An 18,517-nucleotide genomic window follows, 5' to 3' on the forward strand; every position below is an offset into this window, starting at 1 on the left:
AGGATGAGAGGAATCGCTCGGCGGGGTGGGGTTGCGCTATTGGCAGTCACGCGTCCACAATTCGTCGCGTTCGCTCTGCATACCCTCGTGCTCGGATGCGACTCTCCCTCGTCCATAAAATCACCGTGGCGCCCGTGGTCGTGGCGCTGTTCTTCGCCCTGCTGTCCATGGGCTACACCATTCCGCGTCTGCGCCAGGCCTTCGAGGAGCAGGGCCACGAGATGAGCATGGCGGTGCCGACGGCGCTCGCCTCCGCGATGGCGGACCTGCTGCGCAACCGCGAGCAGCAGGAGGTCCAGCCCACGCTGGACGCCGTGGCTCGGGAGGGCGCGCTCGCCTACGTCGCGCTGGTGGACGCGCGGGGCTCGCTGGTCGCCGTGTCCGGGACCCACGCGTCGGTCCTCCGCGAGCACGTGGAGGGGCTGGCCATCTCGAAGGAGGGCACGCCGCTCGAGGCGCAGGGCCTGGAGCTGCTCGACATGGCCGCTCCGGTCCCGGGGGGACTGGGGGCCGTGCACGTGGGCTTCAACCGCACGGAGGCTCGGGGCCGTATCGAGAGCGTCCTCGGCAACATGCAGCTCATCCTGATCGCCGTGCTCGTGGTGTTGATGGGCGCGGCGTGGACGCTGAGCCGCCGGATGGTGGCGCCGCTCGTCTCGCTCACGGGGGCCGTGCGCCGCATCGCCGAGCACGGGGACTTGCGTGAGCCGGTGCACATCTCGACGCAGGACGAGGTGGGGGAGCTGGCGCTCGCGGTGGGCATCCTGGTGGGGAAGCTGAAGGACCTCCTGCACCAGCTCCACTCGTCCACGGAGCTCTTGAGTGACTCCGTGCAGGGGCTCAACGAGTCCGCCAGCGAGCAGAACCAGATGGTCTCCCGGCAGGCCGCCGCCGTGCAGGAGACGCAGGTGACGGCGCAGGAGATCCGCCAGACGGCGCTGCTCGCGTCCAGCTCCGCGCAGTCGGTCATCGAGGTGGCCGAGCGCGCCGAGGCGCTGGGCAGGACGGGGGAGGAGGCGGTGGCCGCCAGCATCGATGGGCTGGTGGACCTGCGCTCCCAGGTGGAGCAGATCACCGAGCGCATCATGTCGCTGGGGGAGAGGACGCAGCAGATTGGTGGAATCACGGAGACGGTGAAGGACCTGGCGGACCAGTCGCATCTGCTCGCGGTGAACGCGGCCATCGAGGCGGCCCGCTCGGGCGAGCACGGCAAGGGGTTCGCGGTGGTGGCGCGGGAGATTCGCGCGCTGGCGGACCAGTCCATCCGCGCGACCAATCAGGTGCGGAAGATCCTCAACGACATCGGCGAGGCGATTGCGGGGACGGTGCAGATCACCGCGGAGGGGACCCAGCGGATGGAGGCGGGGCTCGCGCAGGCCCGCGCGTCCGGGGACACGCTGCGCGAGCTGACGACCATCGTCCAGGACAGCACGGCGTCCGCGCGGCAGATTGCGCAGACGGTGAACCAGCAGGCCACCGGCATCGAGCAGATCTTCACCGCCGTCAACGAGCTGAACGCGCTGATGGGCGACACGGTGAAGCGCATCTCCACCACGAACGAGTCGGCCGTGTCGTTGAAGATGCTCTCCGAGCGGGTGGCGGAGGTGGTCCGGGCGTATCGGGTGTGAAGTCACGCCACCTCGAACAGCGAATTCTATGATGGGCTTGTTTTCAGCGTGAGCCTCGGGCGAGTCGGCGGGATGTGTGTAGGCATCCGCCGAATGCCCTGTTTCCCGAAGGTTTGTCAGACGTCAATGCCAGCATTTTGCCATGGGCCTTCACATAAGGAAGGCGTGGGGTGACGAATGCATGCTGGTCTTTGGGTGGTGAGTGTCGCCCTTCTTTTCATGGGCTGCGCTGGAGTGGACTCCTCGACACGCGGGGACATGTTCCAGCAGCGAGCGGCGACACCAGGAGAGCGGTGGGATTCTTCGAGCGAGATTCCCGAACGCGAAGTGGATGGCGAGCCGGTCGACGCTCCCTCCGGTCAACGGCTCCACCGACGCCATTTGTTCCGGGACTCCGTGTCCCTTGGTACGGGCAGGAGACCTCAGGATTCGTTTGTTGCCCTGCTTCAGAAGGCGGGACTCGAAGATCGCGACGCGCAGCCAGTCGGGGGAAGCGCTCTCACCCCGATTCACGCAGCGAGACTCCTCGAAGCGTTGTTGAAGAGGGAGGTCACGCTGGGGCAGTTCCCAGCGCGGGTTGCGGTGGGCTTCTTGCTGCGGGAGATCTTGGTCACGGGCGAAGTGTCGCGGGTCGAGTTGGTGCGCCGGGTCGGGCGCTTCAATCATCTGGCGGTACTCCGACCTGACGGATGCCTTGCGTGGGTGCTCACCGGAAGGACTCAGCAACGGGTGTCGCCCGTTGAATGGAAGGGCGGAGCCTTTCGCGCGCACGGCTTCGAACTGGGCCGCTTCTACGATGGGCGAACGGGCGTCTTCCGACTCCTCAACGATGAGCTGTGGGAGGAAACCGGCTTCCCCCTGGCTGACGTCCATGACGATGCCGATGTCATCAGTCGCACCCTGGACGGGGCCGAAGAGGCGTTCATCGGGCTCGCGCTGGCTGTGGGAAGTTCTTCTCGACGTCACCAGCAGACAACTTCGCAGCCCTTCGGCAGATGCCTGCCTCCGTTGTGGCGTTGATGGAGTCCTCTCCGGAATACCTGGAACGCTTCCGATACATGCCCCGGGGCGAGCAGGTGCAGGCTGTCTCCAAACTGGTGACGAGTCTCATCGCCACGTGGGGAACAGTATCCGCCGCGACACGCACCTTGGAGGGGACAGCCCTCGCCACTGCGAGAATTCCAGCCCTCACATTGGCCGCAGACGGCACGGTGGCGCTGCGTTTGGTGGCGGCGCCTGTGGGGCGTGCGGCTGCGGTGCTGGGCGGTGGGCGCAGCGAGACTTCGGGCTGAGGGCTGTCGAGAACGTCCGCAAGGGGAGTTGGTGATGGACCTGGAGTCGCTCGTCACGCAGGTCGCTGAGAATATCGCGGCGCAGACGGATTGCATCCGGAGTGGGGATGCGAAGCGCGGAAACAAGCATGCGGACAAGGCCTATGCCGCGTTCACGAAGTTGCGTTCCCTCGGCGATGCAGGCCGCGATGCCCTCGCATCATTGTTCTCGTCGCCTCGGGTCGACGTGCGAGTCACCGCCGCGGCCTTCCTGTTGAGGCACAAACCCAAGGAGGCCAGGGGGGGCTCGAAGAGGCGGCACGAGGCGAGGGGATCTCCGCGCTCGGGGCTCAGCAGACGCTCAAGAACTGGGAGAACGGCACCTGGGCGTTGGACCCCCTGGAGTAGCCGGCCCCCGCCCATGTCGGCGCTTCAGCTCGGGCGGTGACTCCCGGTGCTCTCCCGCGCCAGCATCCTCGCCGCGTGCAGCCGGGGCATGAGCCGCGACACGAGCGCGCTCACCGACGTCACCGGGTGTGCCCCGGGCTCCGGGAGCCGCGCCGCGAGCAGGGCCGCGCCGAGCCTCGCCACCGATGACAGCACGAACAGCACGTGCAGGTTCACCCAGGGCTGTCCTCCGAGCACGAAGTTCTCCGGCAGCGCGGAGGCGATGGCGCCCCCGAGCGCCGCGGCGAGCGCGTACGCCAATCCACCCGCCGTCGCGAACGCGGCCAGATAGAACGGCCGCCCCTTGCGCGGCGCCACCGTGAGCGGCAGCGCGAAGATGGCCAGGCCGTGCCCGCTCCACAGCGCCCCCGCGAGCACCACGTCGAACAGCAACGGCCAGAGCGTCCCCGCGGAAGGCAGGAGCCACAGCGCCGGGATGACGCCGATTCCCAGTGAGCACGCCATCAACACCGGCTGCGCCCCCACGCGGTCGATCATCTTCCCCCACAGGGGCGCGGTCAGGATGCGCACCCCCGCCACGGCCGCGGCATGCAGCGCCAGGATGACGAACGTCATCTTCAGGTTCTGGATGCTGTGCAGCGCGAAGAACGGCGCGGACACCCCCACCGCCGCGTTCCAGGCCACCTGATACGTGAGCACCCGCCGCGCGAGCGGGTCCTTCAGCGGCCCCAGCGCGCCCTTGAGCTCCAGCCGAGGCGTGGTCCCCGGCGGCGCCGGGTCATGCTGACTGGCCATGAGCAGCGTCGTCACCACGCCCATCACGCAGGCCCCGAGCGCCAGCAGCGGCAGCGCCAGTCCCACCCCGTCCGCCGGACGCAGCCGGTCCAACAACAGCCCCGCCGCCAGCGACGCCAGCGTGCCCGCCAGCGTGGTGAGCGCGGTGCGCCGCCCGAAGAACCGGCCTCGCACCGCGCGCGGCACCAATTCCCCCATCCACGCCACCCACGCGTTGTTGCCCACCACCCCCAACACCGCCGACGCCCCCGCCACCCCCAGCAGCACGTGCTGGCGCGCCGTCAGGTCCAACTCCCACCACGGCAACACCGCCAACGGGAACATCACCAGCCGCGACAGGCAGATGGCCGTCAGCGCGACGCGCCGGTGTCCGAACGTCGACGTCAACCACGCCGCGGGGAACTGGATGAACTGCGCGCAGAACGGCAGCGCCGTCATCACCCCCACCAGCAGCGGACCCAGCCCCAGCGCCATCGCCCACGCGGTGAGCACCGTGGCCCCGGCGCACGCGGTGAACACCTCCGCGAACATGCCCTCCGCCACGGACAGGCCCAGGGTCGCGCGCAGGCGCCGGGTGGGCGTCAGGTGCGCGTCCGGCCCGTCCACCGGAGGCGCCCCGAGCAGCGGCGCGGACGAGCCGGGCAGCGACGAGCCCGGACGGAAGAGGGGGACGGCGGAGGCGAGCGAGGCGAAGCTGCTCAGGACGTAACGACGGAAGGCGGCGGGGCTCAACGCGGTCCTTGCGACGAGGAAGCGGGGCGTCCCACGTCTGTCTCACGCCCGCGGCAGGGGCCTCAATCCGACCTCCCACCCCCCTCGGCCGCCCGCCTGGAGCCCTGCCTCCCCAGGCCGCCTGCTCCCCCGTCCGGAGGGGGACGCTGGAATCAGGTGCAGTTCAAGCGGTCTTGAACTATATGAACGTTCGAGGAGAACGGCGCACATGGAACTGGCTCGGGAGCTCACGGACTTTCTGGCGGCGGTGGAAGAGCGGCTCAGCGGCATGCTGGTGGATGGCAACGCCGGTCCGGACGTGAAGGGCGACACGCTGATGGAGGCGGCCCGGCACCTGTGCCTGGGGACGGGCGGCAAGCGGGCCCGGCCCATGCTGGTGCGGCTGTTCGGCGGCGCGGTGGGGGTGGCTCCGGAGCGGCTGGTGGACGTGGCGGTGGCGTCGGAGTTCATCCACTCGGCCAGCCTGCTGCACGACGACGTGGTGGACGCGGGCATGTTCCGCCGGGGCCGTCCCACGGTGAACGCGCGCTGGGGCAACATCGTGGCGGTGATGAGCGGAGACCTCATCCTGTCGACGGGCCTGCACCAGCTGGCGCTGCTCGACTCGCGGCTGACGCTGTCGGCGCTGTCGGTGGTCTCCGAGATGACCCGCGCGGCCATCGCGGAGGTGGAGGCGCGCGGAGACCTGGACCTGCCGCTCAACCGGCTGCGCTTCATCGCCGAGGGGAAGACGGGCTCGCTGTTCGGCTGGTGCGGACACGCGGCGGCGACGCTGGCGAACCAGCCCGACGCGGTGGAGCGCTTCGACGGGTTCGGCCGTCACCTGGGCGTGGCGTTCCAGATCGCCGACGACATCCGGGACATCCTGGGCACGGACGCGGGCAAGCCGCGGTACGCGGACGTGCACTCGCGCACCCCGTCGATGCCCATCCTGCTGGCGGTGGCCAAGGATGAGAGCTTGCGCCGCAAGCTGAAGGACGCGTGGGCCTTCTCCACCATCACGCCCGAGCGCACGAAGGAGATTGGCGCGGCCATCGAGGCCACGGGCGCGGTGGATGCGTCCATGGCGCGGATGAACGTGGAGATCGAAGCGGCGCTGGACAAGCTGGGGCACTTCGCGACGGACCCGGCGGGGGCGGAGCTGGTGGGCTGGGCTCGCAAGCTGTCGGCGGGGATCGCCGAGCAAGTGCAAGGACGCGCCGCATGAAAGGCTACCTGTGGACGGGGGGACACGGGAGCGCGGGCGGTGAGCCGCCGGTCGTCGAGGGCCGGCTCGCGCCGTGGGAAGCCATCGCGGTGGACGCGGTGGGCAACGTCATCGAGTTCTGGGGCTTCAAGCGCAACCAGGGCCGGGTGTGGGCGCTCCTGTACCTGCGCGGCGAGCCGCTGACGGCGGGGGAGATCGAGCGCGAGCTGGACCTGTCGAAGGGCGGGGTCTCCATGCTGCTCCGGGACCTGGAGCGCTGGGGCGTCATCCAGCGGGTGCGGCTGCCGCAGGACACCGTCTGGCGCTATGGCGCGGAGACGGACCTGGTGCGGATGGTCCGCCACGTCATCGAGGAGCGCGAGGCGGGCTTCGTGGCGCGCATCCGCGCGGACCTGGCGGAGGCGCGCAGGCTGGCGGAGACGACGGGCGGGGTGCCGCTGGAGCGGCTGGAGCGGCTGGAGAAGATGGCCACGCTGGCCGAGCACGTGGAGCGGGCGCTGCGGCTGTTCATCAAGACGTCGCGCCTGGACGTGTCCGGGGTGCTGGCGGTGTTCCGGGACGGGGCCTCGCGGCGCGGGGACCGGTAGGGGAGGGCTGATGGATTCGCACTACGACATGGTGATGAAGGCGCGCGAGGGCGCGGACCCGAAGGCGACGCGGCTGTACTTCGCGTACTCCACCATCCTGGACCGGGCGGCGTTCGAGGAGTGGCGGCAGCAGCACTCATACGGCTTCTTCGATCTGCCGGAGGGGCGGCTGGCGGAGGCGGTGGACGTGGACCTGGTCTACGACTTCCCGTCGCGCTGGTGGGGGGGACGGGTGGCGGGGCTGGCGGATGCACCGGGTGGCCGCATCTTCGGGCGGCTGTTCGAGATTCGCGGGCAGGACTGGCCCATCGTCCAGCACAAGGAAGGCTTCGTGACGGGGATGTGCGTGGAGCGCGCGGTGAAGGTGCGCGTGGACGGGCAGGAGGTGGAGGCCACCGCGTTCGTCACCAATCCCCGGCGCGCGTCGCAGGACGGCCCGGTGAGCCCTCGCTTCGTGGAGGCCCTGGTGCGAGGCGCCCAGGCGGCGGGCCTGCCGGCCGAGTACGTGGAGCGGCTCAAGCGCGGGGCGTAGCGCGGGCGGTGGGGGCGACCTTCGGGGGCGTCGTGCGAGTGCGCGCGGCGATGCCTAGGTTGCCTCCACGGCCATGTTCCTCTTCTTCTCCAACAAGCTGGGCTGCGCGGGCAGCATCCTCGTCTCGGTGGCGCTGAGCCTGCTGCTGTACTTCCTGTTCATGCGTGCGTGAGCGCCGCCCCGCTCTGGGTGTCGGACGTTCGTCCAACGTCTCGTGGCTCTCGGCCCCCAGAAACACCGGGAAACGACGGGGCTTGTCACATGAAACAGTGATGTCTTGCCTGACAGGAAATGCTCTGTCTGGGCACGCAATGCCTGCTTCCTCTGAAATACTGTTGCCACATCCACGGGATTTCTCCAGCATGGCCAAGAATGGCCGTCCAGGATGACCCACCCCCCGCCGTGGCTGTATCAGCCCGGGACTCCACCCAGGTCGGGTTGAGACATCGTGTGGGGCGGCCGGGTGTCCTGGCGTGTCTGGTGGGCGCGTGGCTCGTGGCCTGTATCGCGGGAACGGGTCTGCTGTGGCGCTACGCGAACGCCGCGGGTGAGCGTTCCCTGCCGCCCGCGAGGCTGCCGGAGTCGCTGGGGCTCGCGCGTGGCCCAGGCGACTGGGCGCTGCTCGTCTTCCTCCACCCTCAGTGCGCGTGCTCGCGCGCGACGCTGACGGAGCTGGGGAAGCTGGTGCACTTCGCGGGGGCGCGGCTGGTGACGCGGGTCTACATCTGGGCGCCCCGCGAGGCGCCCGAGGGCTTCGTCCAGTCGGAGCTGTGGGAGCGCTCGCGGGCCTTGCCGGGCGTGGAGGTGCTGGCGGACGTGGACGGGCAGGTGGCGCGGGAGCTGGGCGCGGTGACCTCCGGCCACGTGGTGCTCTACGCGCCGGATGGCACGGAGCGCTTCAGCGGTGGCATCACCTCTGCGCGCGGACATGAGGGGGACAGTCCTGGGGGACTGGCCCTGCGCGCGTTGGTGTCATCGGGCGAGGCCGAGCGCTCCGAGTCGCCGGTCTTCGGCTGTGCGTTGAGAACACCTTCACAGGTCACGGGGGCTTCGCCACGATGAGGATCCAGGTTTCCGAGGCGGAGCTCGCCACGCTGTCTCAACAGCTCCACGCGAAACAAAGTCTGGCATTGAGCCGCCGCACGGACCGGACGTTCGCGGCGTTGATGGTCTTGCAATGGCTGGGCAGTATCGTCGCGGCGCTGACCATCTCCCCCAGGGCCTGGGCGGGGCTCGAGAGCTCGGTCCACTTCCATGTCGAGGCCGCCGTCTGGCTGGGCCTGCTCTTCGGCGCACTGCCCGTCACCCTGGCGCTGACGCGGTCGGGGCGGGCCTCCACGCGCCATGTCATCGCGGTGGGACAGGCGTTGATGTCCGGCTTGCTCATCCACCTGATGGGCGGCCGCATCGAGACCCACTTCCACATCTTCGGCTCCCTGGCGCTGCTGGCCATCTACCGCGACTGGCGGGTGCTGCTGACGTTCAGCGGCGTGGTGGCGGCGGACCACTTCCTGCGCGGGGCGTTCTGGCCGGAGTCGCTCTTCGGGATTCACGCGCTGGAGTCCTGGCGCTGGCTGGAGCACACGGCGTGGGTGGTGTTCGAGGACCTCTTCCTCATCGCGTCCTGTGTGCAGGGGCAGCGGGAGATGCGGGACGCGGCGCGGAGGGAGGCGCTGCTGGAGTTGTCGCGGCGCGCGGTGGAGGAGCGGGTGGTGCGGCCGCTGATGGAGTCGGCGGATGCGCTGCGGGACTCCATGCGGACCCTGACGCAGGCGACGGCGGAGCAGCGCCGGGAGCTGGCCCGACAGGCGGGGGCGCTGGAGGAGACGCGGGTGACGGCGGAGGAGATCCGCCAGACGTCGCTGGTGGCCTCGCAGCAGGCGACGCGGATGATGGAGACCACGGCGGAGGCCGGGAACATGGGCGAGGCGGTGGAGGCCGCCATCGGCAAGAGCGTGGAGGGGCTGGCCGCGCTGCGCGAGCAGACCGAGGACCTCACCGAGCGCGTCCGGTCGCTGGGGGCGCACACGGACCGCATCGCGGGCATCACCCGCTCGGTGCAGGACCTGGCGGACCAGTCGAATGTGCTGGCCATCAACGCGGCCATCGAGGCGGCCCGCTCGGGCGAAGCGGGGCGGGGGTTCTCGGTGGTGGCGCGGGAGATTCGCGGGCTGGCCGGGCAGTCGGTGGCGGCGACGCAGCAGGTGAGGGTGGTGCTCGGGGAGACGCGCACGCGCATCCAGGGCGTGGTGGAGATCACCCGACAGGGCGGCGAGCGCATGAGTCGAGGCATCGAGAGCATCCGTGACTCCGGCGAGCAGCTGAAGACGTTGTCCGCGCTGGTGAAGAACAACGCGGACTCGGTCCGGCAGATCTCCGCGGTGGTGAGTCAGCAGTCCGCGGGCGTCGCGCAGATCTTCAACGCGGTGTCGGACCAGACGGAGCTGATGCGGACCTCGATGGCCCGCCTGGAGACCACGCACGCGGCCGCGGACGGGCTGCGTCACGTCACGGACCAGATCCACGACATCATCGCCCTGTATCAGGCCAAGAGCTGAGGCGTCACGCCTGCCCCACTGCCCAAGCCCGCCGCATGGACTACACTGGGCGAACGGCATGGGCTCCAGGCATTCGATGAGGTTCGGACAGGGAAGGGCGCTGGCGGGACTGTTGTGGCTGTCCTGCGCGAGTGCCCTGGCGCAGACTTCGGAGCCGGGCCCCAAGGAGCAGGTGCTCTCCGCGCCGCGTCCGCTGCTGGGCGTCGTGGTGGCCAGTCAGGTGCTGGACCTGGTGTTCGCGGTGGAAGGCCAGCTGAGCGAGGTCAAGGCCCACCTGGGGCAGCGCGTGCAAGCGGGCGAGGTCGTCGCCGCGCTGGACGCGGAGCCCCTCCGGCTGGAGCTGGGCACGCGTCAGGCCAACATGCGCGCGTCGGAGGCCGTCGTGCACCGGGCCGTGCTGGTCGTTGCCCAGGCCAAACAACGACTCGCGCGCGAGCAGCGCATCCGGGACTTCTCCGCCGCTCAGGCCGAGGAGACGGCGCAGAACGACGTGGCGCTGGCGGAGGCGGACCTCCAACTGGCGCAGGCCCAGCTGGCCTCGACCACGGCCCGCGCGGCGCAGGCCGAGCGCGACGTGAACGTGGCCCGGTTGAAGGCCCCCTTCACCGGGACGGTCACCGAGCAGTACCTCACACCGGGCATGCGCGTGAGCATGGGCATGCCCGTGCTCAGGCTGGTGAGCGAACAGATGCGATTGCGCTTCGCCATCCCGGAGCAGCTGGCTCCAAGCGTGCGTCCCGGTGACACCGTGCGGGTGCGCCTGCCCGCGGTGAATCTGGAGCTGACCGCCGTCGTTGACCGGTTGTCGCCCGAGGTGGACCTCTCCTCGCGCCATCAGAAGGCCGAGGCCTTGCTCCAGGTGTCCGAGGCGCTGCGCAGCCAGCTGGCCAGTGGACTGGTCGCGGATGTGTACCTCCAGCCCGGCCCCCGTGCGCGAGGCCGTGTCGTGACCACGCCTTGAGCCCGGGCGTCAGCGTGCGGCGTCCAACCGCAGCTCGCCGCGCTCGAAGCGCGCCACGTCCCCGGGGCTCCAGTCCAACACCTTCGTGCCGACGCCCAAGACCTTCAGGTGGTCGCGCACCGCCGCGCCGCAGGCGGCCTCGGACGGCTCGCCCAGTCCCCAGCCGACGTCCTGGATGGCTCGGCCCACGCCCTCGAAGCCGTTCGCGTAGGGCAGGAACCAACGTGCTCCGGCGGCGGCGCACACCTCGGCCACTCCCGCGGGCCCGGCCGTGGCACTGCGCAGCCGTCCGGCCAGGTGGTCCGCGTACAGCTCGCGCAGCCTCGTCCAGGGCAGCGCGGCCCAGTAGTGACTCAGTCCTCCGAAGAAAGGCGAGAGGAACTCACGCTGGCACGAGAGCACCCCGTCGACCGGCCCCAGCTCCCGGCGCGAGCGCTCGACCACCGCCTCCATCCGTCCCTCCGGGTCCGTCCCGCTGTCCACCAGCAACAGGCAGCTGAAGTCCTCGGTGGTGAAGCGGTAGCAGTTGCCCCAGCTCCGCAACCCCTCGGCGAGCGGCGGACCGTCCGGCGACGGCTGCTCGCCGTAGAAGGGCAGCACGTCCACGCGGATGTCCCCCACGTGCACCGTCTCACCCCACTGGGGCGCCAGGGCGCGCTGGCCACACGTGCCCAGCACCTGGGCGAAGTCCTGCATCGTCAGCAGGTTGGGGCGAGGCACGCGCGGCACCAGCACCGGCACGCTCGCGTCCGTCAGGTGCGACAGCATCGACGGCACGTGCCAGTGGTCCACATGCCCATGGGTGATGGCCACCGCGTCGGGGGGGCCGTGGGCCAGGTTTCCCGGTGCCAGTCCGATGTGATTCATCCGCCGCTGGAGCGGAATCGGGTCCACCAGCACCGACGTCGTCCGTGAGCGGATGAGCACACTCGCATGCTCGCGTCGGTAGATGCCCGGACCGGAGGGCTCCACCCAGGGCGCGGGGGGCGGCCCCGCGGCGAAGAGCGAGTCACGCCAGCCCGCCTCATCGAAGGGCCACGCCTCGCGCACCTCCTCCAGGGTCGAGGCGAGCGCCGTGGCGCGCAGGAACCCGGCCACCGCCGGCACGTCCTCCACGGCCAGCCGCGTGCGCCAGCGCGCCTCGCCCTGCTGGAGCACCCACCACCAGGCACCCTGCTCGGGGAAGAGCACCGGTGACTCCACCAGGAAGCCACCGTCGTCCACGCCCTGGGGACGCAGCAGCCCCGGCCCCAGTCTCGCTTGCGCCGCTTCCAGCACCCGCCGCGAGCCGTCGGGGTCGAAGCCCTCACGCAGCAGCCCGTCCAACAGCTCGGTGAACGGCACTGCGCCCACCCTGTCCGGCAGCGGCGTGAGGTCCAGGATGACGTCCGGCGCGAAGCGCATGCGGCTACCCCGCGGCCTGGTGGGGACGGTCCTGCGAGGACACCAGCTCGAAGTAATCTCCGCGCTTCTCCATCAGCGCGGCATGCGTTCCCTGTTCCACCAGCTGGCCGTTCTTCATCACCAGGATGAGGTCCGCCTCGCGCACGGTGCTCAGCCGATGGGCGATGACCACCCGCGTGCAGCGCAGCTCGGCCAGCGCGTCCTGTACCGCCCGCTCCGTCCGGGCATCCAGGGCATTCGTCGCCTCGTCCAGCAGGAGGATGGAGGGGTTGGCCGCCAGCGCGCGCGCCAGCGCCAGTCGCTGCCGCTGGCCTCCGGACAGCGAGGAGCCCATCTCGCTCAGCACCGTCTCGTAGCCCATGGGCATGGCCACGATGTCGGCATGCACCTGCGCGCGGCGCGCCGCCTCCTGCACGGTCTCCATTGGCAGCTGCGGGTCCGAATAGGCGATGTTGCGACGCACGTCGCCTCGGAACAGCGAGGGGTTCTGCAGCACCACTCCCATCTGCCGCCGCAGCTCCTTGAGGTCCAGGTCCTGGAGGGGCACGCCGTCGTAGCGGATGGTGCCCGAGCTGGGCAGGTACAACCCCAGCAGCAGGTGCGCCAGGCTGGACTTGCCCGCGCCCGACGCGCCGACGATGGCCACGAACTGTCCCGGCTCGATGGTGACCGACACGTCCCGCACCACCAGCGGCGAGTGCGGCCCGTAGCGGAACGACACGCCCTCCACCTGGATGCGCCCCGCCACCTCGTGGCTGCGGCGACGCTCTCCCGGGAGCTGCTCGGCGGGTGACTCCAGCACGTCGTCCACGCGTGCCAGATAGCTGCCCACGAGCTGGAGCTGGAACGCCGTCGTCACCAGGTTCGAGACGGGCAGCAGGAAGCCCGCCGCCAGGGCGTTGAGCGCCAGCATCTGTCCGAGCGTGAGCTGCCCCTCCATCACCAGCAGCGCCCCCAACCCCATCACCATCAGCGGCGACGCCATCCGCAGCGTCGCGGTCAGCGAGTCCGTGAGCGCCGACACCCGGCCGCGCTCCAGCGACACGTTGAGCACGTCCACGTAGAGGTTGGACCAGTGCTGCACCGCGCGGTCCTCCAGCCCCATCGCCTTCAGCGTCTGCACGCCCGTGAACAGCTCCACCTCGTAGTTCTGCGCCGACGCGCTCACCTCCAGGTTCTGCGCCATCAGCTCGCGCTGACGTCGGCTGGAGAAGAGGAACACCGCGCCTTGCAACAGGGCGAGCACCGTCACCAGCGCGCCCATCTTCGCGCTGCCGGCGAACAGGAGCCCCAGGTAGAGCAGCACCAGGCTGCCATCCAACAGCCCGGACAGCGTGCCCGCGGTGAGCAGCTCGCGCACCGTGGTGTTGCTGTTCAGGCGGTTCATCAGGTCGCCCGCCGAGCGCAGCTGGAAGAACGAGAACGGCAGGTGCACCAGGTGGTCCAGGAAGCCCAGCGTCAGCCGCGCATCCAGGTGCGTGCGCAGTTGCAGGAGCAGGTGCGCGCGCACGAGCGACGAGAGGAACTGGAAGCCCACCAGCGCGGCCATCCCCGCGCCCAGCGTGGCGAGCAGCGGCACGTCTCCGGCCGGCACCACCCGGTCCACCACCGCGCCCGTCAGCGACGGCAGCGCCAGGGCGAACAGCTGGAGCAGCAGCGACATCACCGCCACGCGCAGCAACGCGGGCCGCTCCTCCAGCAGCAGGTGCAGGTAGCGATTGGGTCCTCGACGCGGCGCCGCCGTCTCGAAGGTCTCCGAGGGCTCGAAGAGCAGCGCCACGCCGGTGAAGGACTTGCGGAACTGCTCCAGCGGAACACGGCGCCGACCGAAGGCCGGGTCCACCACCTCCACGCCCGCGCGCGTCAGGCGCTCGAAGACGATGAAGTGACGGAACTCCCAGTGCAGCACCGCGCCCGGCTCCAGCAGGTCGAGCTGGTCCATGTCGACCTGGGCCGCGCGGCCCACCAGGTCGAAGCGCCGGCCGGCCTCCAGGATGGCGCGGGCGGAGATGCCCCGGATGGAGAGGCCCGCGGCCGCGTGCACCTCATCCAGCTTCACGTGGCGGCCCCAGTAGCCCAGCACCATGGCGAGGCACGCCGCGCCGCAGTCCGTGGACGCCATCTGCGTGACGACGGGGATGCGGCGCCGGCTGAAGCGCGCGCCCAGCCGCTGCAGCGCGGGGAAGCGCTCGAGGAACGAGGGGGGTGGGGTGGGCTCAGTCACGTTGCTTCCCGAGCAGCTCCAGCACCGGCAGCAGCGTCAGCCAACCATTGCGCGCGCGCACCTTCACCCAGGCTTCTCCGGCCATGCCGGGGTGGTACGCGTAGGTCTCGCCATCCGACTCGAAGGTCTCCCGGGGCAGCCGGGCCTCCACCAGCACCACGGGGCCGTCGTCCACGGTGATGGCGTCCCCGACGCCGGGCCCCAGGTAGCGGCGCACCTCGGCGGGGCCCACCAGCTCGTCGCTGACGGAGGCGACCTGGAGCGACTGCCACGCGTACGGAAAGCCGGTGAGCTCCATGCGCAGCGGCTGTCCGGGGCGCAGCATGGGACGGTACTGTCCGGGCACCAGGGCCACGGCCCAGGCCTCCGCGCCGCCGCGCACCAGCGACACGACGATCTCGCCCGCGGTGAGGAACTGCTGCTCGCGCACGCGCACCTCGCCCACCTGGCCATCACAAGGGGCCTTCAGCACGCGCTCACCCATCCGGGCCTCGGTCAGCTCGAGCTGGGCCCGGAGCGTGGTCAGGGCCTGCCTGGAGTCGACATTGAGTGGCTCCAGCAGCCACATGGCGAGACGCGAGCGGAACTCCTCCTTCATCCGCTCCCGGTCCGCCGTCTCGCCCCCCGCGTACAGCTCCACCAGGGGCTGGCCCGCGCGCACTTGTTCGCCCCGGCGCACCAGGACCCGACTGACGCGGCCACCGGCGGTGGAGGTGACCTCCTCCATGCCCTTGATGCGCACCAGCACCGGACCCCGCGCGTAGTCGTTGATGTCCACCAACGCGAGGCCCACGCCGCCCACCACGACGAGCGCGACCACCAGCCACCAGACGGCGTGGGTCCACCCTGGCGTGATGCGCAGGAGCGCGCCTCGGGCCTCGGGCCGGGCGTGATGCTCCAGCGCCTCTTGTCGGAAGAGCTTCTGCGGGGGCGGCTGTACGTCGCTCATGTCTTCATCGTCCGTGCCCGGCGCGAACGATACAGGCGCGTCAGGAAGTCATAAAGGATGAGCTCCTGCGCGCGCTGGTCCGCGGGCAACAGCCGGTTGACGTGCATGTGCAGGAGGCTCTCCGCCAGCGCCTCCACCTTCCCGGAGAGCCGGCCTTCCGATTCGGCGTGTCGCAGGTGCTCGACCACGGGACGCATCGCTTCGCTCCGGCGCTGGAGGGCGCGCAGCCCCGGCTTCCAGGGGCCCTCCGTATCGTGGGGCGTCTGGAGCAGCGCCTCCAACGCGCGAGCCTCCTTGCGGAACCGGGTGCTCAGCTGCGCCTCGAAGTGTCGCTCCACCTTGAACTCGGCGCCGAAGCTCCGGCGAAGTCGCTGCATCACCTCCAGCTTCGCGTCGAGGTGCATCCCCAGGTCCTCGAGCAGCGCATCCAGGCCCTTCACGCCCAGACGCCACCGCGTCTCCGCGCCCGCGTCGCCGGGGTACGCCTCCAGCATGGCGAGGACCGCCTCGCTGTCCGCCTGGAACGCCGCCTCGCAAGCCTCCATTCCGGCCGGGCCTCCGTAGCGCTCCACCTCGCGCTCGTAGGTGTCGAGTTGCAGCCGCCACGCTTCACCCGAGGCGAGCGCCCGCGCACAGGCGTCGCGCAGCAGGGGCCACACCTCGGTGTCCAGTCGCCGCGGTGCGCCGTGGAAGCGCAGCCGCACGTGGGGCTCGGGGTCGTGATAGCGGATGAAGAACCAACGGTCCGACGCGCCGCTGGCCACCGCCGCGCGGATCGCCTCGCCCAACGTGGTGCGCAGCCATCGGTCCAGCGTGCCGGTGCCGCCATACAGCTTCACGTACAGCCACTCCGAGCCGGGCGGGAAGGTGCGCACCCCGGACGACTCGACGGTGTTCCTCGTGGCGGGCCGAGGGGGCTCCGCCGCGTGACGGAGGAAGGGGATGACCACCTCGTGTGAATAGCGGCCGGTCTCGCCCTCGATGCACACGTCTCCGGGGCCGGGCAGCAGCTCCTCCAGCGTCGCGTACGGGCGGGCCTTCACCACCTGCACCAGGGACTCGACGCTCAGCACGTTGTCCAGGTCCACGGGGAGCTGGTTGTCCGCGTCACTCAGGCAGACCCAGCGCGGCAGGCGCGCCTCGTCGCGATGGCGCTGCACGGCCTCGAAGCGCGCCACGCCTCGCGCCGCGCCCCAGTCCTTCAGCGTGTCGCCGCGCACGCGCCACGTGGCGGGCGACAGCACCAGTCGTCCGTGCGCCACTCGCGGAAGGAAGGGCGCATCCGACAAGGGCCCCCACTCGAATCGGAGCGCGTCGACGTCCTGGGATTGCAGCGCGCCCAGGAAGCGGTAGGCCCCCAGGCCGCGAGCACCGAAGTTGTGCGCGTTCGTCAAGCGCGGCACGACCTCGCGGCCCTCTCGGCCCGAGCGCAGCACGATGCGGTGGCCCTCCACCGACACCCACAGGTCCGTCATCGGGAGCTGCGACGACTCCGGCAGACCGGAGCGGCCGAGGAAGACCAGGTCGTGCTCGCGCAGCGCTGGGCGGCAGAGGATGTTGCCCACGCGGCCCTCGGGCATGTGCACCACCTCCGCGAACAGGGCGTCGGGCCGCAGGGCCTCCTCGGCCTTCAGGTAGCGCCGCACCGCGGCTTCCAGCTCCCTGTCCCCATGGCAGAAGCGCCCCAGGTAGAGCGCTCCCGAGGGGCCATGCACGTTCTCCAGCAGGAAGCGGAAGCGCCCCGCCTCCACGGCCTCCGGTGAATCCGCCAGCACCGTGCCCACCACGCCGAAGGACTCCGGCAGCCGCGCGGGGCGGCGGGATTCGAGGGCCTGGAGGTCCGACTCGTCCAGCACCAGCTCCACCGCACCCGAGCGGCGTACGGACTCCAGCCGGTGGAGCAGGTGTGTCCAGCGCGGCTCCCACCGGGGGCCCTCCTGTCCTCCCTTGCCGGGGAAGAAGAAGCCCGCGAGCAGCGGGCCGGTGCCCGCGCCCGGTCCTCGTGACGTCATGAAGCCGACGCCGCTCTCTTCATCCAGGGCCTCCAGCAGCGGCACCGGACGTCCCTCGTAGCGTTCCAGCAGGCGCTGGCGGAAACGGCCCAGGGCGGTTCCTTCTCCCGCCGCGGGAGAGATGCGCTGGAGCAGCGTCACGCCTCGCACCACCTCGTCCAACACGCGACGCGGCAGACGCACCTCGTGCGCGGGACGGAACATGTCCACCTGGAACAGGCGCGACAGCTCCACGGGGACCGGCAATGCCTCGAGCGTCCTGGCGACTTCGCGGTAGGTCTCCGGCGGCAGGCCCGGAGGCCTCGAGTCCAGGTCGGTCAGCGTGGTGGCGACCTGCGTGAGTCGCTCGCTCACGGTCGACAGCGCGGGGAGGTTTCTCGCGGACTCCAGCAGCGAGGGCAGGGGCTCGGGGCCGGTGACGACGGGCGCCCACGTGCTCACCAGCAGCTGCGCCTGCACCAGGCTCTCCAGATACTCGAGGGCCTCCTCCTCGGAGACACCCTCGGTCGAGACCAGCGCGTGGGCCAACGTCGCGAGTGGCGCGCCGCCGCGGGCCTTCTCCAAGGTGGTCTCCAGGTGGGGTTCGGGCTCCACCGCGACCAGGTGATACGAGCGCTCGCGGCCGTTCAGCCGGGACTCCATGTAGCGGAGCTGGCCACCGGCACGATACAGGCTGGAGTTGGGGACGTAGTGGAGCGCGCGTCGAACCTCCGGCTCCCGCGATACGTGAGACACCAGGGCGCTCACGTAGTCCATGTCCAGCCGCGTGTGACGGCGCACCCCGGTGCGCCCCTGGATGCGCAGCGACGCGGTCTCACCCAGGCCGCCCACCGCGTGGCCCGCGAACAGGCCGAACGGCGTGGCGCGACCGGCCATGCGCGCCAGGTAGCGCACCAGGGTGTGCTCCACCTTCTGGCCCGCTTCGGACCCGGGTGACTCCAGCCATGTCGACAGGCTGTCCATCAACGAGGGCGAGGCGATGAACAGCGCCTCGCGCACCAGCGGATCCTCCACGTGCGCGCGCAGGCGTTGGCGCAGCAGCACGCGGTCCCGTGCCAGCGCCGCCTCGAGTGCCTCGGGCCGGGCTCCCGGCGCCTCGAGTCCGCAGGCCCACTCCACCAGCACGTCCAGCGGCAGCAGGGGCGTGCGGATGGCCAGGAAGCCGTCGTGTCGGAAGGGAGCCCTCCGCACGGAGGGGGAGCGAGCATCGGCGGCGGTCAAGGATGTCTCAAGGTGACGGACTGTGTCG

General features: G+C 70.6%; 13 protein-coding genes. 8 read left to right on the forward strand and 5 right to left on the reverse strand.

All coding sequences use genetic code 11. The features are described from left to right. Window positions 1–95: 95 nt before the first annotated feature. Both VZQ01_RS40440 and VZQ01_RS40445 read left to right on the forward strand, forming a co-directional pair. Window positions 96–1,628, forward strand: coding sequence for a methyl-accepting chemotaxis protein (locus tag VZQ01_RS40440; RefSeq protein ID WP_426746312.1), 1,533 nt, complete (start codon window positions 96–98; stop codon window positions 1,626–1,628). A 258-nt stretch (window positions 1,629–1,886) separates the two neighbouring features. Beyond that, the gene (locus VZQ01_RS40445) at window positions 1,887–2,648 is read left to right on the forward strand and encodes a hypothetical protein (protein WP_426746313.1); all 762 of its coding nucleotides are present in this window, start codon (window positions 1,887–1,889) and stop codon (window positions 2,646–2,648) included. A 683-nt stretch (window positions 2,649–3,331) separates the two neighbouring features. Here VZQ01_RS40445 and VZQ01_RS40450 read toward each other — a convergent pair. Beyond that, a complete protein-coding gene (locus tag VZQ01_RS40450; protein ID WP_426746314.1) occupies window positions 3,332–4,834 on the reverse strand; it encodes an MFS transporter in 1,503 nt (500 codons plus the stop codon). A gap of 208 nt (window positions 4,835–5,042) precedes the next feature. Between VZQ01_RS40450 and VZQ01_RS40455 the strand changes: the two genes are divergently transcribed. The 6 genes from VZQ01_RS40455 to VZQ01_RS40480 all read left to right on the forward strand — a co-directional run bounded on the left by VZQ01_RS40455 (window position 5,043) and on the right by VZQ01_RS40480 (window position 10,679). Continuing rightward, window positions 5,043–6,041, forward strand: a complete 999-nt coding sequence (locus tag VZQ01_RS40455) for a polyprenyl synthetase family protein (protein WP_223783361.1) — start codon at window positions 5,043–5,045, stop codon at window positions 6,039–6,041. Next, window positions 6,038–6,628 carry a GbsR/MarR family transcriptional regulator gene (locus VZQ01_RS40460; protein ID WP_141332387.1) on the forward strand — a complete coding sequence of 197 codons (591 nt, stop codon included), beginning with the start codon at window positions 6,038–6,040 and terminating at the stop codon, window positions 6,626–6,628. Before VZQ01_RS40455 ends, VZQ01_RS40460 begins: the two co-directional genes overlap by 4 nt. 10 nt (window positions 6,629–6,638) lie before the next feature. Beyond that, window positions 6,639–7,160, forward strand: a complete 522-nt coding sequence (locus tag VZQ01_RS40465) for a gamma-glutamylcyclotransferase (RefSeq protein ID WP_267700880.1) — start codon at window positions 6,639–6,641, stop codon at window positions 7,158–7,160. Between the two features lie 402 nt (window positions 7,161–7,562). Continuing rightward, the gene (locus VZQ01_RS40470; RefSeq protein ID WP_426746315.1) at window positions 7,563–8,222 is read left to right on the forward strand and encodes a thioredoxin domain-containing protein; all 660 of its coding nucleotides are present in this window, start codon (window positions 7,563–7,565) and stop codon (window positions 8,220–8,222) included. Then, on the forward strand, window positions 8,219–9,718 hold the full coding sequence (locus VZQ01_RS40475) for a methyl-accepting chemotaxis protein (RefSeq protein ID WP_426746316.1): 1,500 nt from the start codon (window positions 8,219–8,221) through the stop codon (window positions 9,716–9,718). Before VZQ01_RS40470 ends, VZQ01_RS40475 begins: the two co-directional genes overlap by 4 nt. A 76-nt stretch (window positions 9,719–9,794) precedes the next feature. Then, window positions 9,795–10,679 (forward strand): efflux RND transporter periplasmic adaptor subunit, encoded by an 885-nt coding sequence (locus tag VZQ01_RS40480; RefSeq protein WP_426746317.1) that lies wholly within the window; start codon window positions 9,795–9,797, stop codon window positions 10,677–10,679. A gap of 9 nt (window positions 10,680–10,688) precedes the next feature. Here VZQ01_RS40480 and VZQ01_RS40485 read toward each other — a convergent pair whose 3' ends face one another. Genes VZQ01_RS40485 through VZQ01_RS40500 form a run of 4 tightly spaced genes read right to left on the reverse strand, consistent with a single transcriptional unit; the run spans window position 10,689 to window position 18,459 of the window. Next, entirely contained in the window at window positions 10,689–12,083 is a 1,395-nt protein-coding gene (locus VZQ01_RS40485; protein WP_426746318.1) for an MBL fold metallo-hydrolase, read from the reverse strand. Between the two features lie 4 nt (window positions 12,084–12,087). Beyond that, a complete protein-coding gene (locus tag VZQ01_RS40490) occupies window positions 12,088–14,307 on the reverse strand; it encodes a peptidase domain-containing ABC transporter (protein WP_223749065.1) in 2,220 nt (739 codons plus the stop codon). Then, on the reverse strand, window positions 14,300–15,256 hold the full coding sequence (locus tag VZQ01_RS40495) for an efflux RND transporter periplasmic adaptor subunit (protein WP_223749064.1): 957 nt from the start codon (window positions 15,254–15,256) through the stop codon (window positions 14,300–14,302). Before VZQ01_RS40495 ends, VZQ01_RS40490 begins: the two co-directional genes overlap by 8 nt. Then, entirely contained in the window at window positions 15,253–18,459 is a 3,207-nt protein-coding gene (locus VZQ01_RS40500) for a lantibiotic dehydratase (RefSeq protein WP_426746321.1), read from the reverse strand. The genes VZQ01_RS40495 and VZQ01_RS40500 overlap by 4 nt, the downstream gene beginning before the upstream one ends. Between the last annotated feature and the right edge of the window lie 58 nt (window positions 18,460–18,517).

The organism is Myxococcus faecalis (genome assembly GCF_050039385.1).
GTDB classification, from domain to species: domain Bacteria; phylum Myxococcota; class Myxococcia; order Myxococcales; family Myxococcaceae; genus Myxococcus; species Myxococcus fulvus.

What these genes read in the sequence shown, in the direction of transcription:
- VZQ01_RS40495 (WP_223749064.1), bottom strand. Translation starts at nt 15,256, where the DNA reads ATGAGCGACGTACAGCCGCCCCCGCAGAAGCTCTTCCGACAAGAGGCG.
- VZQ01_RS40475 (WP_426746316.1), top strand. Translation starts at nt 8,219, where the DNA reads ATGAGGATCCAGGTTTCCGAGGCGGAGCTCGCCACGCTGTCTCAACAG.
- VZQ01_RS40485 (WP_426746318.1), bottom strand. Translation starts at nt 12,083, where the DNA reads ATGCGCTTCGCGCCGGACGTCATCCTGGACCTCACGCCGCTGCCGGAC.
- VZQ01_RS40455 (WP_223783361.1), top strand. Translation starts at nt 5,043, where the DNA reads ATGGAACTGGCTCGGGAGCTCACGGACTTTCTGGCGGCGGTGGAAGAG.
- VZQ01_RS40440 (WP_426746312.1), top strand. Translation starts at nt 96, where the DNA reads ATGCGACTCTCCCTCGTCCATAAAATCACCGTGGCGCCCGTGGTCGTG.
- VZQ01_RS40480 (WP_426746317.1), top strand. Translation starts at nt 9,795, where the DNA reads ATGAGGTTCGGACAGGGAAGGGCGCTGGCGGGACTGTTGTGGCTGTCC.
- VZQ01_RS40445 (WP_426746313.1), top strand. Translation starts at nt 1,887, where the DNA reads ATGTTCCAGCAGCGAGCGGCGACACCAGGAGAGCGGTGGGATTCTTCG.
- VZQ01_RS40465 (WP_267700880.1), top strand. Translation starts at nt 6,639, where the DNA reads ATGGATTCGCACTACGACATGGTGATGAAGGCGCGCGAGGGCGCGGAC.
- VZQ01_RS40460 (WP_141332387.1), top strand. Translation starts at nt 6,038, where the DNA reads ATGAAAGGCTACCTGTGGACGGGGGGACACGGGAGCGCGGGCGGTGAG.